This window comes from Devosia sp. Root105 (assembly GCF_001424865.1).
Lineage (GTDB): Bacteria > Pseudomonadota > Alphaproteobacteria > Rhizobiales > Devosiaceae > Devosia_A.
The window spans coordinates 278,799-295,565 of record NZ_LMCR01000001.1 but is presented as its reverse complement, the minus strand read 5'-3'; the positions used below and the strand labels follow the sequence as shown (position 1 = coordinate 295,565).

The following is a 16,767-nucleotide window of genomic DNA, read 5'->3' as shown; positions in this document are numbered from 1 at the left end:
AGCGGGTTGTCAGGCTAGAAGGGGCTCACCCCTTCCGCGGCGCCAGATACCGCGCCAGGTAGAACGCCAGCAGCAGCGGCGGTAGCAGCACGGCGAAGGTGATGCGGATCGACGCCACCTCGGCGATCCAGCCGAGCAGCGCCGGGGCGCCGAGCAGCAGCAATTGCTGGCTCATGGTCAGCGCCGCGACATTCTCCGAGGCCGGCCGATCGCCGAGCCGCGCCGCCGCCGAGGCCGAGAGCGGGAACGACACGCAGACCCCGAAGCCGATCAGCGTGAAGCCGCAGAGCGCCACGATCAGGTGGGGCGAAAACACCACCAGCAGCAGCCCGACCAGGGCCACCACCGTCAGCCCGCGCGCCAGCGCCACCGGGCCCCAGCGGTGCACGGCGCGGTCGGCCAGCAGCCGGCCGACCGACTGCGCTGTCATGAAGGCCGGCAGCGTCAGCGTATCGACCCAGTCGGGGGCGACGAAACTGTCGCGCATGAAGATCACCGACCAGTTGCGGAGGCCCCCTTCGAGCAGCGAGGCGCCAATGGCATAACCGAGCAGCAGCAGCGTCATCGACGTCGGCAGGGTGATGCGGAAGCCCTTGGCCGTGGCGTTGTGCGGACGCGCCGTTGCCGCCTGCATCGGCCAGGCGAACAGCGCCATCCCAACCAGCACCGGTACGAGCACCAAGGCGAAGTGCAGCGGCGGCGCGATATTGGCGCCGCGCATTGCCGTGCCGATCAGCGAGGCCGTAAGTAGCCCGATGCTCCAGATGCCGTGGCAGGTGTTCATCAGCCGCCGGCCCGACGCGGCTTCCACCCGGTCCGCCTCGACATTGATCGAGACGTTGCTGAGCGCAAAGACCACGCCGAACACCGCGAAACCGAACCACATGACGACGAGGCTCGGCGCCAAAGCGATGCCGACCAGCACCAGCCCGAGGAGCGGAATCGTCGTAAGGATGATCACTCGGGTGCCGAACCGCTCGACCATCTGGCTGGCAAACAGGAACGAGACGATGGCGCCGGCCGGCTGGCCAAGCAGCGCGATGCCGAGCTGCGCCTCGTTCAGCCCGAGCGCCAGCTGCATGTCGGGGATCCGGCTGAACATGCCGCCCTGCGCCAGCGCATGGAGGAAGAACACGATGACGATCGGCGGCGGGAGCTTCACTTGAGGCGGGTACTCGCGATGGCAGGATGGCTGCGTTCGGCCCGCCTAGAGGTCATTGGGATCCATCAGCACATGGATGCGATCGGCGCCGAGGCGGGTGAGTTTCAGCAGCATGGCCTTGCGTCGCGCCGGCGGCAGCAGCGTCTCCTCCGCCATCCGGAGGATCGCCGCATCGTGTCCGTCGCCGACCATCAGCCCCTCGCTTTGGGGGAAGATGTCGGGGTCGAGCTCGGGCGGCTTGGCGAAAAAGAAACGGTCGCAGAATTCCTTGTAGTTCGGCCACTTGCGGTCGACCTGGAAGTCGACCAGCGAGGACTTGATCTCGACGATCCAGATCTCGCCCTTCGGCCCCACCGCCAGCACGTCGGCGCGCCGGCCATTGCTGAGCGGCACTTCGGCGTAGCAGCAGAAATCATGGGCGTTGCGCAGGAACCGCATCACCCCGCGTTGCACCCGTAGCGCCGTCGGCGATTGCCGGAGATCGACGATCGGCGGCAGCTCAGCCATGGGGCGTGGCGGGCTCCGGCTCGGTGATGAGCGGAGTCGGCTTGGCCGACAGCGCCCGGATCACCAGCAGCGCCGCGATGATCAGCGGCACGCAGACGAAATACGACATGCGAATGCCATAGCTCTGGGCGACGAAGCCGAGCAGCGGCGGCCCGAGGAAGAACACGACGAACGTCATCTGCCCGAGCGAGGCGACATTGACCGAAGCCGGCCGATCGGTGCGCTGTGCCGCTGCCGAGACGGCCAGCGGATAGACCGACGAACAGCCGAGCCCCATCAGCATGAAGCCGAACAAAGCCACATAGGGGTGCGGTGCAAAGCCGACGATGATCAACCCCAGCGCGGCGATGCCGAGCAGCGCGCCGGCGACGACGCGCGGGCTGTAGCGCTCCACCACCGGGTCCATGAACAGCCGGGCCAGCGCCATGAACAGCGAGAAGATGGTGATCGACAGCCCGCCGATGAACGGCGCCACGTCGAACACGTCGCGCATATAGATCGCCGACCAGTCGATGCCGGCGCCTTCGACGAGGAGCGGCGCGGCGCCGATCAGGCAGAGCGGCAACAGCCCGATGGTGGGGAAAGCGACGAGCGGCATCTTGCCCTCGTGGCTGTCGGCGCGCGCTGGAGCGTTCTCGATCTTGGAGAAGACGAAGGTGCCGGCGATCACTACCACCACCAGGGCGACGAAGGTGTGCATGTGCACCGAGATGCCGGCCTGCCGCACGCCGGCCGCGATGAACGCAGTGACGAAGAAGCCGAGGCTCCACATGCCGTGCGCCCGGCTCATGATCCGGGTGCCGAGTTGGGCCTCGTGCCGGTCGGTCTCGAGGTTGACGTTGATCTCGAGCGCCCCGGCGAACAATCCGGCGATGAAGAACACCGGCAGTAAGAGGATCGCCGAGGGGATCCACGGCACGATCGCGTACATGATTGAAGCGCCGAACACCGTGACGAACGCCGTGGTGCGGGCGCCGTACTTCTCGATCAAGGGGCTCGAGAAGGTGAGGCCGAACAAGGCGCCGATCGACATGGCGATCAGCGTCAGGCCGAGCTGGCTTTCGGTGAGGTTGAGCGAGCGCTGCAGGTCCGGCAGGCGGCTTAACAGCGCCCCCATCGACAGCGCGAAGATGAAGAAAATGCCATAGACCCGCTGATGCGGCTTCAGACTAAACATCAATCAACCTCATGCCGGATCGGCTTGGCGCCCAGCGCCCCGGCGAAAACCAGGCTCAAAATAACCAGCGGGATGCCGATACCGAACGACCAGCGGATGCCGAAATGTTCGGCAACATAACCCAGAAGCGGCGGCCCGAGGAGGAAGGCAACGAACGAAATCTGCGCCAAGGAGGCCACATTGGTCGCCGCCGGGCGATCGGTGCGCTGCGCCGCCGCCGACATGGCGAGCGGGAAGATCACCGAGGTGCCCACCCCCATCAGCCCGAAGCCGACCAGCGACAGCCAGTCGACGGGCGAGAAGAACACGATCACCGCGCCGACCCCGAGCACGCTGAGCAGCACGCGCGACACCAGCGTCGGGCTGTAGCGCTCGACGAACGGATCGGCGAAGAACCGCGTCACCGCCTGGGTGAAGGCGCCGAGCGCCACCGCGAACCCGGCAAGGAACGGCGACACCTGGAACTCGTCCCGCATGTAAATCGCCGACCAGTCGATGCCGGCGCCTTCCATGATCATGGCCGAGAGCGTCACCGCCACCAGCACCATTATGGCAAGGGTCGGCGCGGCAAAGCGCGGCGCTTCCTCGGTCGAGGCGCCGGTGCGGTGCGGCGCAGGGGTGAAGCGGCCGAGCAGCAGCGCCACCCCGAGGATGACGACGGGGATCATCAGTAAGAGATGCAGCTGCACGCTGAGCCCGGTCTGCGCGATCCCGGCGCTGACGATGCCGGCCGAAAAGAAGCCAAAACTCCAGAAGGCATGCGAGCGGTTCATGATGCGGCGCCCGATCATGTGCTCGGTCCGATCCGCCTCGAGGTTGAGGATGATCTCGATGCCGCCGATGACCAGGCCGACCGGCACGAGGAGGAGGAAGAAGGCCAGCGGCCCGGTGGCGAACGAGGCGAGCGCATAGCCCAGCGCCAGCAACGGGATCAGCGTCAGGATGGCGCGGCGATAGCCGAAGCGGTCGAGCAGCGCCCCGGCAAAGCTCAGCGAGATCAGCGTGCCCAATGCCGCCCCGATCAGCCCGAGGCCGAGCGCCCCTTCCTCGATCCCCATGGCGTGCTGGATATCAGGCAGGCGCGGCGGCAGGCTCCCCATGCAGAACGAATAGATGAAGAAGCCGCCATACACCCGCTGCTGCGGCGGCAACTCGATACCGAATCTCATCTTGGGGGAACTCGCGGGTAGGAAACGCCGCGACCCTAGTAAAATCGGTTCAAAGGGGCAAGGCGGGGTTTGTTATGGGGAGCATTGGTGGGGCTGGATACGCAGCCAACTCGCCGGCGTCATCCCCCGCAGGCGCAAAGGCGATAAGTTACGATCGTGCCCACCCACCGGCTGTCATCCCAGCGAAAGCTGGGACCCATCCATCCACTTGCGCGGGCTGTGAGTTGGGTCCCAGCTTTCGCTGGGATGACACCGAGTTTCGGGCGCTGCCGGGTGTCAAACACGGACGGGACGTAGTGCGATGATTGACATCCCACTAGGTTCCCGCCTTCGCGGGAATGACGCCGGTGGCCGTGGGATTTTCCAGCGACTACACCGCCACCTGCATCTCGTCGCGCATCACGCTCACCCCGCGTGCCGGCGAGCGGATGATCTCCAGGCGGCGATATTGCATGCCGGAGCGGCCATGCGTCTGCTGCGCGCCGCGATCGGGGCCGAGATAGGTGGCGGTCTCGAAGTAGACCTGGGTGTGGTCGACCAGTCGCTCCAGCCGGCTCGCCACGCGCTGCTGGGTGAACGGCAGCGTCAGCACGTCGTCGAACCCCATCTCGACGCAGGTCTTGATCGCTTCGACCAGGGGGCTCTCGGAGAAGTAGACCATTGGCGAGAAGCGGATGCGCCGGCTGGGCGAGAAGCGGATCGCATCGGCGACGGTTTTGAGCCCGCTCACCTCGTCGACGGCGGCGAACAGGAAGAACAGCAGCGGCGTCTGCTGCGCCTGGGTTTCGGCGCTGGCGATGCCGGCATAATTCTGGACGATCGGGAAGCCCAACCCGCGCGCCAGATCCGTCAGCGCTGCCCCCGGACCATCCGGGCGGCCGACCACATAGGCGCAGGCCCGCATTCAAGGCACTCCAGACGATTGCATTCCCGGCTGCAGTATCGCCGGGGAGCGCTTGCGACGAGGTTAAGAGGGCGGCCGGCGGCGCTCGCCGCGGAACAGCGGCCCGTGCTCGCGCATCAAGGTGGCGATGCGGTCCGCGACCAGCCGGACCTCCGGGCGGTGGCGGTCCTCATGGTGCGTCACCAGCCATTGCTCGGTTTCGAGTTCGGTGATCGGCATCGCCACCCGCACCAGCCGGGCGTCGCTGTCGCCGGCAAAGCAGGGAAACACCCCGAGCCCGGCGCCGGCCGCCACCAGTTCGCGCACGCTCTGCACATCGTTGCCGCGCACGCTAATGCGATCGCCGTGATGTGCCATCAGCCAGCGGGCCGAGGCGACATTGGCGGCCTCGCCGGTCACCCCGACGAACAATCCGGCCGCAATGCCGTTGATCAGGTTGAGGCCGGAATAGAGCGCATGCGCCACCCGGCCGATCTGCCGGCCGGCGAGGTTGGGGTCGAGCGGCCGCTCCGAGCGCACCCCGATATCGGCGGCCCGCCGGCCGATATCGAGCTTGGCATAAGCGGTGGCGAACTCGATCCGGATATTGTCGTCGACGTGCCAGAGCTCGCCGATGTGCCGGGCGAGGAAGGCCGAGGTCCAGGTGCCGGCCGAGATGCGGACGATCTGCTCGCCCACCGAGCCGTCGCGCCAGCGGGTCAGCGCCCGCATCGCCGCCTCGACATCCTCGGCTCGGGCCAGCAGTTCTTCCCCGGCCGGAGTGAGCTGGTAGCCGGTCTGCCGCCGGATGAACAACGGCTCGCCGATCTGCTGTTCGAGTGCCGTGACCCGTCGGCCCAGCGTCGCGGCGCTGAGCCCCGTGGTGCTGGTCGCGGCGCTGAGGCCGCCAAGCCGCGCCACGTCGAGGAACAGCCGCAGGTCATCCCAGGAGATGGTGTCGCCGACGCTCATCTTTCATTCCTGCAAAGCACGTTGCGGACTTGCTTGTATCGCTTCAAGCCTCGAGTGGGCAAGTATGGGTCGTTCGGAGCACGCTTTCTGGTCAACGACTTGGCCGCCGCGCCGCTCCATCAAGCACAGCGCCATCGCAGGGAATGTCCGCTTCTTAGCTGGAGCGGAGCCGATGTCGCTTTGCGTTGTTGAAAGGAGACCGAAAATGTTCAGAACCCTGACCCGACGCCTCACCGAATGGTCGCGCCTCCGCCGCGACATCCAGCGGCTGAAGCAGCTCGACGATCACCTGTTGGCTGATCTCGGCATCGAGCGCCAATGCATCACCCACAGCGCCCGCACAGGTGAGAAATGAGCGTGACGCTACGCCTGTGGGACGGGCAGGAGGTTCCCCGCGTCGGTATCGGCTGCTGGGCCATCGGCGGGCCGTTCAAGATGGACGGCCGGCAGGATGGCTGGGGTGAGATCGACGATGCGCAGTCGCTCAAGGCGTTGGCCCTTGCCCATGAACTCGGCGCCCGCCTGTTCGATACTGCCGATGCCTATGGCACCGGCCATAGCGAGGAGGTGCTGGGCGAGGCCTTCGGCAACCGCGCCGACGTGGTGATCGCCACCAAGTTCGGCTTCACTTACGACAGGACGAAGCGCGAACTGACGGGCACCAATGTCACGCCCGCCTATATGGACGAGGCACTGACCGCCTCGTTCAAGCGGCTCAGACGCGGTCGTATCGACCTCTACCAGCTGCATGTCGGCGACGCCTCTGCCGACGCCATGGACCGGCTGGCGCCGGCGCTCGAGCGCCGCGCCGACGCGGGCGACATCGCCGCCTGGGGCTGGAGCACCGACGATGCCGCGGCGGTGTCCCGCGTGCTGCATTACCCGCACTTCAAGGCCGTGCAGCAGGGCCTCGATGTGTTCCGCGACGGGCCTGAAATGGTGGCGCTCTGCGATCGCTACCGTCTGCCCAACCTGATCCGCTCGCCCCTCGCCATGGGGTTCTTGACCGGCAAGTTCACGCGGGAGTCGCAGGTCTCGACCGACGACGTGCGCGGCGCCGGCCACAGCTGGGTGCGTGACTTCAAGGATGGGCGTCCCTCGGCGGAGTCGCTCAAAAAGCTCGACGCCATCCGCGACGTGCTGACCAGCGGCGGGAGGAGTGTGGCGCAGGGCGCGCTCGGCTGGGTGCTGGCCCGCTCGCCGCAGACCATCCCGATCCCCGGCTTCAAAACCGAGGCGCAGATCCGCGATAATCTGGGCGCACTCGACAAGGGCCCGCTTCCCATGGCCGCGATGGCCGAAATCGACGCGCTGCTGGCGCGTGAACTTGCCTGAGAGGAGGCTGCAGATGGAAAAGCGACAGTTCGGTAGCGTCGGCGAGGTCAGTTGCCTGACGCTCGGCGGTGGTGGCATCGGCCAGGTCTGGGGCGAGACCAGCCGCGACGAGGGCATCGCCACGTTGCACATGGCGGTCGAGCAAGGCATCGACGTGATCGACGCGGCGCCCGGCTACAAGGTGTGCGAGGCGCTGATTGGCGAAGCCTTCGCGGGGCGCCTGCCCAGCGGCGTCAAGGTCACCACCAAATGCGGCATCGGCACGCTGCCCGACGAGCAGGTCTGCCGCCGCCTCCGCGCCTCGCTGGAACAGAGCCTCAGGGCGATGCGGCTCGAACAGGTCGACCTGTTCTTCCTCCACAACCAGATCTGCCCCGATGATTTCGTTTATCCCTTGGAGAACGAGCGGCGCAGCGAAATCGCCAGCACCTGGTCGAGCTATCGCGATGCGGTGGTGCCGGCGTTCCAGCAATTGCAGCGCGACGGGCTGATCGGCGGCTGGGGGATAACCGGGGTGAGCGTGCCGGCGACCATTCTCGACGCGCTGACCCTGGCGCCGCGCCCGCACGCCGTGCAGGCAGTGGCGAACCTGCTCGACAGTCCGGGTGGGCTGATCAGCTTCTCGACGCCCTCTCGAGCCCGCGAAATCATCGCCGCGGCGCATCTCAACGGCGTCGGGGTGATGGCGATCCGTGCGGTGCAGGCCGGGGCGCTGACCCGCAACTTCGACCGTAAGTCGCTGCATGATCGCGACACCGAGGATTTCCGGCTCGCCGCGCCGTACCGCGCCCTCTGCGCCAAATGGGGCGAGGACCCGGCAATCATCGCCTATCGCTACGCGTTGGGGATGGCCGGCGTCGAGACGCTGGTGCTGGGCGTGAAGAACCGCGACGAACTGTCGGATGCGCTGGATGCCGAGCGCGCGGGCCCGCTCGAGCCGGAGCAGCACGCCGCGATCGAGGCGCTGGCGTTGCGGGAGGTGCCTGCTTAGTCGCGCAATCTCCTGGCCGGTGCGGGCTGACCCCCACCCCTGTCCCCTCCCCCTCAAACAGGGGGAGGGAGACCAAAACACTGGCGCTGGTGAGAGCGTCTCCCTCCCCTTGTTTAGGGGGAGAGGACAGGGGTGGGGGTCAGCTCGCGCCGGCCCGGAGATGTCAGCTAGACGATCCCGCCACCACCCGCCGCCACAGCCGGACGCACCGCCGCGACGCGCTGGCGGTAGCCGGCCTTGCGGTAGGCGGCGATCGGGTCGATGGCGCCGTTGGCGTCGAGCCGGGCCTTGGCGAGGATCGGTTCCACATCGGTGCGGAACGCCAGCTTCAGCGTTTCCGACGCCATCAGTGCGTCGTCCGACTGCTGGTAGCCCTCGAGCGCCTTGCGGTCGACCAGCAGCGCCAGCGCATAGGCGCGCCGCACCTCATTGGCCGAGCGGATCAGCGACTCGATCGGGTCGGTGACGTTGTGGCTCTGGTCCAGCATATGGGCCGGCTCGAACCCGTCGGCCTTGCGGAGCTCGGCATCGACCAGCTCGTTGAACACCAGGAACAGCCGGTACGGGTCGATCGAGCCGGTATCGAGGTCGTCGTCGCCATATTTGCTGTCGTTGAAATGGAAGCCGCCCAGCTTCTTGAACTGGATCAGCCGGGCGACGATCATCTCGATATTGACGTTGGGCGCATGGTGCCCGAGGTCGACGAGGCACTGCGCCTTGTCACCGAGTTCGGTGGCGATCAGGTAGTTGGTGCCCCAGTCCTGCACCACCGTCGAATAGAACGCCGGCTCATACATCTTGTGCTCGGTGAAGAGCTTCCAGTCGGCGGGAAGGTCGGCATAGATCGCCTTCATCGCATCGAGGTAGTACTCGAACACCTTGGTGAAATTGACCTGGCCGGGGAAGTTCGAGCCGTCGCCGATCCACACGGTCAGCGCTTTCGAGCCGATGGTCTGGCCGATCTCGATGCATTCGAGATTGTGCTCGATCGCCTGCTGGCGCGTCTCTTTGGCGTAGTTGGCGAGCGAGCCGAAACGGTAGGAGTGCTGCTGGCCCGGCGCGTCCGAGAAGGTGTTGGAGTTCATCGCATCGAACCCCAGCCCGAAGCGGCTCGCCGCCTGCTTCAGCCGGTTCGGATCGGCCTTGTCCCACGGAATATGCAGCGACACGTTCGGCGTGGCGCGGGTCAACTGGTTGATCACCGAGCAATCCTCGAGCTTGTCGAAGATGTCGCGCGGCTCGCCGGTACCGGGGAACTTCGCAAAGCGCGTCCCGCCGGTGCCGACACCCCAGGAGGGGACGGCAACGGTATAGGCCGAAACTTTCTTCAGGATGGCGTCGATGTCGATGCCGCGCCGGCTGAGTTGCTCGCCCAGATGCGCGTAGTCGGCATCCAACGCCTTGCGGTTGGCCTCGTTGGTCTGGTCGACCACGGACTGGTCGATGAGTTGGTCGGTCATTCGAGTTCTCCTCCCTTGGCGCCCCTCACCCTGTCCCTCTCCCCAGAGGGGCGAGGGGACCATGTGGCGCCGGCCTTCGTTACTTCAGCCGTCGAACGCGCGGCCCCATCGCCCCCTCGCCCCTCTGGGGAGAGGGTCGGGGTGAGGGGCGCCCCCCGCTAGGCTGTTACCGTGTGAACGACTGCGCGTTGCCCGCGTCGACGTTGATGATGTTGCCGGTGGATTTGGCCGACATGTCGGAGGCGAAGAAGTAGATCGCCTCGGCGATGTCCTCGGGGAAGACGCTCAGCTTCAGCATGGAGCGCTGGCGATACATTTCCTCGAGCCCCTCCTTGTCGGTCTTGTAAGTCGAGGCGCGCTGTTCCAGCCACTCGCCGGCCCAGATCTTCGAGCCGCGCAGCACTGCATCCGGGTTCACCACGTTGACGCGGATCTGCTCGGCCGCGCCTTCCAGCGCCAGGCAGCGGGCGAGGTGGATTTCGGCGGCCTTGGCGGTGCAGTAGGCCGCGGCGTTGGGCGAAGCGGCGAGGCCGTTCTTCGATGCCACGAACACCACGTTGCCGCCGATCTTCTGCGCGCGGAACATCCGGAAGGCTTCCCGGCTGACGAGGAAATAGCCCGTCGACAGGATGTCCATGTTCTTGTTCCAGAGCTCGAGCGTCGTCTCCTCGATCGGTGCGGAACTGGCGAGCCCGGCATTGGAAACGAGGATATCGATGCCGCCAAACTCCACCGCGGTTTCGGCGAAGCCCGAAATGACCGCCGCTTCGCTGGTGACGTTGAGGTTGACCGGCCGGACCACGTCCTTGCCGAACGCCTTGCCCAGTTCCTCATTGGCCGAGGCGAGCGCCGCTTCGTCGATGTCGGCGAGCACGACACAGGCACCTTCGCGCAACAGCCGCACTGCCGTGGCCTTGCCGATGCCGCCGGCCCCGCCGGTGACCAGCGCGATGTGGCCGGCCAGTGATTTCGGCTTCGGCATGCGCAGGAGCTTGGCTTCCTCGAGCAGCCAGTACTCGATGTCGAAGGCCTCCTGCTCCGGGAGGCCCTGGTAGATGGAGACCGCCGACGAGCCACGCATCACGTTGATGGCGTTGACGTAGAACTCACCCGAAATGCGGGCGGTCGCCTTGTCCTTGGCGAAGGTGAACATGCCGACGCCCGGCATCAGGTAGACCACCGCATTGGCGTCGCGGATGGCGGGGCTGTCCGGGTGCTTGCACCGGTTGTAGTAGCCCGCGTAGTCGGCGCGGTAATCCGCCGTCGCCTGTTCGAGGCCGGCAACCACGGCGTTGATATCGGGCTTGGTCGGATCGAAATCGATCACCAGCGGCCGGATCTTGGTGCGCAGGAAATGGTCGGGGCAGGAGGTGCCCAATGCCGCCAGCGGCCGCAAGTCGCGCGATCCGACGAACTCCAGCACCGCGGCGCTGTCGTCGAAATGCCCGAGCATCTTGAATTCGTTGGAGATCAACCCGCGGATTTTCGGCATCAGCCGCGCCGCGATGGCCCGGCGCTCCTCGGCCGGCAGCGGCGCCACCGCCTGCCCGCCAAAGGCCGGCTTGCCGGCGGTCTTCACCTCAAACCAGGCGATCGCCTTGTTGATGGTGTTGATGGTCTGCTCGTAGCACTCCCGGGGGGTGTCGCCCCAGGTGAAGAGCCCGTGGCTCTCGAGGATCACGCCCTTGGCCCCGGGGTTGTCGAGGCAGAACTTTTCCAGCCACAGCCCGAGTTCGAACCCCGGCCGCTTCCACGGCAGCCAGCCGATCTCGTCGCCGAAGATTTCCTGGGTCAGCGCCTTCGAATCCCTGCTCGCCGCAATGGCGATGATGGCGTCAGGATGCATGTGGTCGACGAAGGCGTGCGGCACATAGGCGTGCAGCGGCGTATCGATCGAGGCGGCGCGCGGGTTGAGGTTGAACGTCGCGTGCGGCAGGTAGCCGACCATCTCGTCTTCATGCGCGAGGCCGCGATAGAGGCCCTTCAACGCGCGCAGCTTATCCATATAGAGCGTGGCGAAACCGTCGAGCTTGATCGAGGCCGAGTCGCCGCCCGAGCCCTTCACCCACAGCACTTCGACGTCTTGCCCGCTCAGCGGGTCCTTCTGGAAGATCTTCGACGAGGTATTGCCGCCGCCATAGTTGGTAACGCGCTTGTCCGAGCCGAGGATATTGGAGCGGTAGACCAGCCGTTCGGGCTCGTTCATGCCGGCCGCCTTGGCGTCGTCCCAAAGGTTTTGAAGGCGCGCTGGCGCGGTGCTGGACATTGGACCCCTCCCGTAGAGATGTATGGCAGTTATTGAGCACGGGACTAGCTCCCGTAGCTTGCCGCTGTCAATCAGAAACCATCAGAAACCGTCAGCATCGCCACGAAAGTTGCATGATCTGATTGACACTGACAGATTTTGGTGAAAATGAGTCGATCCAGGGAGAGCAAATGCACGAAACCGAACGCCACAGGGTGATCCTTGCCGCTGTCCAGGCGCGGCCGCTGGCGACTGTCGCCGAGCTGGTCGAGATCACCGGCACGTCCGAGGCGACGATCCGCCGCGATATCGCCGCGCTGCATGTCGAAGGCCGCCTGCGCCGGGTGCGCGGCGGCGCCGAGGCGATCAATCCGCCCGAGCAGGGCGGGCTGATGGGTCGGCCGTTCTCGGTCAACGAAACCATCAATATCGCCCAGAAGCGTGCCATCGCCCGCGCCGCCGCCGAGCTCTGCAAGGATGGTGAGCCGATCATCATCAATGGCGGCACCACCACCTACCAGATGGTGCACTACCTGACCGGCCGCCGGCTTTCGGTGTTCACCAACAGCTTTGGCATTGCCGAGTTCCTGATCCACAATTCTCGCAATTCGGTGGTCATCCCCGGCGGCACCATCTATCGCGAGCAGAACGTCATCCTGTCGCCGTTCGGCGGCGTGGTCGCCTCGCACTTTTATGCCAAGCGCATGTTCATCGGCTGCCAGGGTCTGGGCGCGCACGGCCTGATGGAGGCCGATCCGATGGTGGTGCAGTCCGAACTGGCGCTGATCAACCAGGCCGAGGAACTGATCGTCCTCGCCGACAGCTCGAAATTCTCCGGCCGCTCGAGCCTCATTCTGTGCGGACTCGATCGCATCCACTCAGTCATCACCGATAACGGCATCCGCGACGAGGATCGCGCTATGCTGGAAAAGGCGGGCGTCATGCTCACCGTGGTGGAGGCCGCAGAGCAGAAGTCCCAGTCGGTCGCGTGACCGGCTGGCAATAGAAGCGCTGTCAGGAAGGTCGCAGGACCTTTCCGGTTCGAGAGCGCCAACTAAACGACCACGAACCACTCAGGGAGGAAATACAATGAGCCTGTTGAAGAAACTGGCAGCTGCCACGGCGCTGACCGCCGTGCTGCTGAGTGCTCCGGCCGCCATGGCCCAGACCAAGATCGCGCTCGTCGTGAAGTCGCTCGGCAACGGCTTTTTCGATGCCGCCAACAAGGGCGCCCAGGAAGCTGCCAAGGAACTCGGCGATGTCGAGGTGATCTATACCGGCCCGACCACGGCGACCGCCGAAGGCCAGATCGAGATCATCAACTCGCTGATCGCCCAGAACGTCAACGCCATCGCGATTTCGGCCAACGATCCGGATGCACTGGTTCCGGCGCTGAAGAAGGCGATGGAACGCGGCATCACCGTGATCAGCTGGGATTCGGGCGTCGCGCCTGAGGGCCGTTCGGTGCACCTTAACCCGTCCGACACCAACCTGATCGGCGAGACCATCATCAAGCTGGCCGCCGACTATCTGCCGGATGGCGGCGATGTGGCGATCCTGTCGGCCTCCTCCACCGCGACCAACCAGAACGCCTGGATCGAAGCGGCCAAGAAAGTGCTGCCCGAGAAGTTCCCCAAGATCAACCTCGTCGCCACCGTCTACGGCGACGACGACTCGGTGAAATCCACCAACGAAGCCAAGGGCCTGATCGCCTCCTACCCGAACCTCAAGGCGATCATCGCCCCGACCACCGTCGGCGTCGTTGCCGCCGCGCAGGTGGTGACCGATGACAACCTGATCGGCAAGATCAACGTCACTGGCCTGGCGCTCCCGTCCGAGTTCAAGCAGTTCATCGACAATGGCGCTTCGCAGGCCGTGGCGCTGTGGAACCCGATCGACCTCGGCTACTCGGCCGTGCAGATCGCCTACCAGCTCGCGACCAAGAAGGCCGAAGCCAAGCCCGGCGCCACCATCTCGATCGGCCGCGTCGGCTCGATCACCCTCGACGACACCAACTCGGCCGCCATGGCCGCGCCGTTCCAGTTCGACAAGTCGAACATTGAAGAGTTCTCGAAGATCTATTGATCCGAGGATGAATAGGCCCGGCGGCTCTGGTCGCCGGGCTTCTACATTGGGGCCACCGGTCTCACCCAGCCCACGGGCTGTCATCCCTGCGAAAGCAGGGACCCATGTCACCGCCCGCACCCAGCTGGCGGACGAGGGCAAGGCCCTCGCCGCGGAGTTGGGTCCCTGCTTTCGCAGGGATGACAGCTGGTGTGGTGGCGCCACGTGGTGCCTTTCCAAGTAGAATGACAAGCATGTCCCAACCCAAGCTCACCCTTTCCGGCGTCACCAAGTCCTTTCCCGGGGTGCGGGCGCTGCATGAGGTGAGCCTCGAGCTCTATCCGGGAGAGGTGACCGCGCTGATCGGCGAGAACGGCGCCGGCAAGTCGACGCTGGTGAAAGTCCTCACCGGCATCTACCAGCCCGATGCCGGCGAGATCGTGCTCGACGGCAAGCCGGTAAGCCTCAACTCCGCCCACAAGGCGTTCGAGCTCGGCATCACCGCCATCCACCAGGAAACCGTGCTGTTCGACGATCTGAGCGTTGCCGAGAACATCTACCTGGGCCATGCGCCAAAAACCCGCTTCGGCACCATCGACTGGACGCTGATGCGCAGCAATGCCCGCCGCGTGCTCTCCGACATGGGCGCCGGCCACATCGATGCCGAGGCCCGGTTGCGCGACCTGTCGATCGCCAACAAGCACCTCGTCGCGGTCGCCCGCGCCATGTCGATCGACGCCGAAGTGGTGATCATGGACGAGCCGACTGCGGCGCTCTCCCACAAGGAGATCGAGGACCTGTTCGTGCTCATCGAGCTGCTGAAGGAGGACGGCAAGGCCGTGCTGTTCATCAGCCACAAGTTCGACGAGATCTACCGCATCGCCGACCGCTTCACCGTGTTCCGCGACGGCGAGATGGTCGGCAAGGGCCTGATCGGCGAGACGCCGCAGAACGACATTATCCGCATGATGGTCGGCCGCTCGGTCGATCACATCTTCCCCCAGCGGGCTCCGGCCATCGGCGACACGGTGCTGAAGCTCGATGGCCTGAGCCACCCCACCGAGTTCGACGATATCGGCTTCGAGCTCAGGCGCGGCGAGATCCTCGGCTTTTACGGCCTCGTCGGCGCCGGCCGATCGGAGGTGATGCAGGCGATCTTCGGGCTGACGCGGACCTCGCGTGGCGCGATGACGCTCGACGGCACGCCGTTCCAGCCGGGCTCGCCCGCCGACGCCATCGCAGCGGGCATCGTCTATGTGCCCGAGGAGCGCGGCAAGCAGGGCGTCGTGGTCGACCTGCCGATCGTCCAGAACGTCTCGCTGCCCTCGCTCAAGAAGACGTCGCGCCAGGGCTTTCTGCGGATGGCCGAGGAGTTTGCGCTGACCCGAAAGTATACCGAGCGGCTCGACCTGCGCGCCGCCTCGCTGAGCCAGAACGCCGGCACGCTGTCGGGCGGCAACCAGCAGAAGGTGGTGATCGCCAAGTGGCTGGCGACGCAACCCAAGGTGATCATCCTCGACGAGCCGACCAAGGGCATCGATATCGGCTCCAAGGCCGCCGTCCACGCCTTCATGGCGGAACTGGTGGCCGAGGGGCTGGCGGTGATCATGGTCTCGTCCGAACTGCCCGAAGTGATGGGCATGTCCGACCGCGTCGTGGTGATGCGCGCCGGCCGCATCGACGCCGTGCTCGACAACCGGGACCTGACCGCCGACGGCCTGGTCAAGCGCGCCATCGGCGCCCATGAGGTGGCGGCATGATGCGCAACATCTTTGCGCTCGCGCCGCGCGTGCTGCGTCTTCGCGAGTTCTGGCTCGCCATCGGCATCGCCGTGATGATCGGCGCCATCGCCACCCGCGCCCCGAGCTTTGCCGCTCCGGCCAATCTCGCCGATATCTTCAACAACACCGCCATCCTGATGATCCTGGCGCTCGGCCAGATGGTGGTGATCCTGACCCGCTCGATCGACCTGTCGATTGCCGCCAACGTGGCGCTCTCGGGCATGGTCATCGCCCTGCTCAATTCCACCATGCCGTGGATCCCGGTGCCGCTGCTGATCGTCGCGGCGCCGCTGCTCGGGCTGGCGCTCGGCGCCATCAACGGCTTCCTCGTCTGGAAGCTCGATATCCCGGCGATCGTCGTAACGCTGGGCACCCTCACCATCTATCGCGGCACCACCTTTCTGGTCGCTGGCGGGCAGTGGGTGAACGCCGCCGAGATGACGCCTGACTTCATTTCCATCACCCGCCTTGAACTGCTCGGCCTGCCGCTGCTCAGCTGGTCCGCGGTGCTCATTGCCGCCGCATTCTATGTGCTGATGACCCGCACACCGATCGGCCGCTCGATCTACGCCATTGGCGTCAACCCGACCGCTTCGGTCTATGCCGGCATCAATGTGGGGCGCACCAAGTTCATCGCCTTCTGTATCTCGGGGCTCGTCGCCGGGCTCTGCGGCTACCTCTGGGTGTCGCGTTACGTCATCGCCTCCTCCGAAACGGCAGTGGGCTATGAGCTGCAGGTGATCGCCGCCTGCGTTATCGGCGGCGTCTCGATCGCCGGTGGCGTCGGTACGGTCGGCAGTGCACTGCTCGGGGCGCTGTTCCTCGGCGTCATCAGCTCGGCTTTGCCGGTGATCGGTGTCTCACCGTTCTGGCAGATGGCCATTTCGGGCGCCGCGATCATCCTCGCCGTCATCCTCAACGCCCGCGCCGGCAAGAAGACCGGCCGCATCATTCTGAAGCGGGCGGAGGGAGGCGCAGCATGATGCACTGCTCGCTTGCCACCCACCGGGTCATTCCCGCG

At 65.8% G+C, this 16,767-nt stretch carries 15 protein-coding genes; 7 read left to right on the top strand and 8 right to left on the bottom strand.

From position 1 onward, the window contains the following. Positions 1-25: 25 nt before the first annotated feature. The 6 genes from ASC68_RS01405 to ASC68_RS01380 all read right to left on the bottom strand — a co-directional run bounded on the left by ASC68_RS01405 (position 26) and on the right by ASC68_RS01380 (position 5,870). Positions 26-1,162: an MFS transporter gene (locus ASC68_RS01405; RefSeq protein ID WP_055873638.1), complete on the bottom strand. Its 1,137-nt coding sequence runs from the start codon at positions 1,160-1,162 to the stop codon at positions 26-28. Positions 1,163-1,207: 45 nt separating this feature from the next. Next, complete coding sequence (locus ASC68_RS01400) at positions 1,208-1,669, bottom strand: MmcB family DNA repair protein (RefSeq protein WP_055873635.1); 462 nt, start codon at positions 1,667-1,669, stop codon at positions 1,208-1,210. Next, positions 1,662-2,837, bottom strand: a complete 1,176-nt coding sequence (locus ASC68_RS01395) for an MFS transporter (protein ID WP_055875892.1) — start codon at positions 2,835-2,837, stop codon at positions 1,662-1,664. Before ASC68_RS01395 ends, ASC68_RS01400 begins: the two co-directional genes overlap by 8 nt. Before the next feature lie 8 nt (positions 2,838-2,845). Then, a complete protein-coding gene (locus tag ASC68_RS01390) occupies positions 2,846-4,015 on the bottom strand; it encodes an MFS transporter (protein WP_055873632.1) in 1,170 nt (389 codons plus the stop codon). Positions 4,016-4,385: 370 nt separating this feature from the next. Then, positions 4,386-4,919: a hypothetical protein gene (locus ASC68_RS01385; protein ID WP_055873629.1), complete on the bottom strand. Its 534-nt coding sequence runs from the start codon at positions 4,917-4,919 to the stop codon at positions 4,386-4,388. Positions 4,920-4,982: 63 nt separating this feature from the next. Beyond that, entirely contained in the window at positions 4,983-5,870 is an 888-nt protein-coding gene (locus ASC68_RS01380; RefSeq protein ID WP_055873626.1) for a LysR family transcriptional regulator, read from the bottom strand. A 205-nt stretch (positions 5,871-6,075) separates the two neighbouring features. Between ASC68_RS01380 and ASC68_RS28900 the strand changes: the two genes are divergently transcribed. From ASC68_RS28900 to ASC68_RS01370, 3 genes are read left to right on the top strand one after another with little or no spacing between them, the layout of a single operon-like run. Beyond that, a complete protein-coding gene (locus tag ASC68_RS28900; protein WP_162247897.1) occupies positions 6,076-6,225 on the top strand; it encodes a DUF1127 domain-containing protein in 150 nt (49 codons plus the stop codon). Between the two features lie 2 nt (positions 6,226-6,227). Next, positions 6,228-7,205: an aldo/keto reductase gene (locus ASC68_RS01375; RefSeq protein WP_248310470.1), complete on the top strand. Its 978-nt coding sequence runs from the start codon at positions 6,228-6,230 to the stop codon at positions 7,203-7,205. A 13-nt stretch (positions 7,206-7,218) separates the two neighbouring features. Next, positions 7,219-8,196, top strand: coding sequence for an aldo/keto reductase (locus ASC68_RS01370; RefSeq protein ID WP_055873624.1), 978 nt, complete (start codon positions 7,219-7,221; stop codon positions 8,194-8,196). 167 nt (positions 8,197-8,363) lie between these two features. Here ASC68_RS01370 and rhaI read toward each other — a convergent pair whose 3' ends face one another. Together rhaI and ASC68_RS01360 are read right to left on the bottom strand one after the other, a co-directional pair. Further along, positions 8,364-9,656 (bottom strand): L-rhamnose catabolism isomerase, encoded by a 1,293-nt coding sequence (gene rhaI / locus ASC68_RS01365; RefSeq protein ID WP_055873622.1) that lies wholly within the window; start codon positions 9,654-9,656, stop codon positions 8,364-8,366. Between the two features lie 166 nt (positions 9,657-9,822). Continuing rightward, the gene (locus ASC68_RS01360) at positions 9,823-11,922 is read right to left on the bottom strand and encodes a bifunctional rhamnulose-1-phosphate aldolase/short-chain dehydrogenase (protein WP_055873619.1); all 2,100 of its coding nucleotides are present in this window, start codon (positions 11,920-11,922) and stop codon (positions 9,823-9,825) included. A gap of 170 nt (positions 11,923-12,092) precedes the next feature. Here ASC68_RS01360 and ASC68_RS01355 point away from each other — a divergent pair, with 170 nt between their 5' ends. The 4 genes from ASC68_RS01355 to ASC68_RS01340 all read left to right on the top strand — a co-directional run bounded on the left by ASC68_RS01355 (position 12,093) and on the right by ASC68_RS01340 (position 16,729). Further along, entirely contained in the window at positions 12,093-12,893 is an 801-nt protein-coding gene (locus ASC68_RS01355) for a DeoR/GlpR family DNA-binding transcription regulator (RefSeq protein WP_055873616.1), read from the top strand. A 97-nt stretch (positions 12,894-12,990) separates the two neighbouring features. Further along, positions 12,991-13,986 carry a rhamnose ABC transporter substrate-binding protein gene (rhaS, locus tag ASC68_RS01350; protein WP_055873612.1) on the top strand — a complete coding sequence of 332 codons (996 nt, stop codon included), beginning with the start codon at positions 12,991-12,993 and terminating at the stop codon, positions 13,984-13,986. A 224-nt stretch (positions 13,987-14,210) separates the two neighbouring features. Next, positions 14,211-15,725, top strand: coding sequence for a sugar ABC transporter ATP-binding protein (locus ASC68_RS01345; RefSeq protein ID WP_055873609.1), 1,515 nt, complete (start codon positions 14,211-14,213; stop codon positions 15,723-15,725). Continuing rightward, positions 15,722-16,729, top strand: coding sequence for an ABC transporter permease (locus ASC68_RS01340; RefSeq protein WP_244488388.1), 1,008 nt, complete (start codon positions 15,722-15,724; stop codon positions 16,727-16,729). The genes ASC68_RS01345 and ASC68_RS01340 overlap by 4 nt, the downstream gene beginning before the upstream one ends. Positions 16,730-16,767 lie beyond the last annotated feature (38 nt).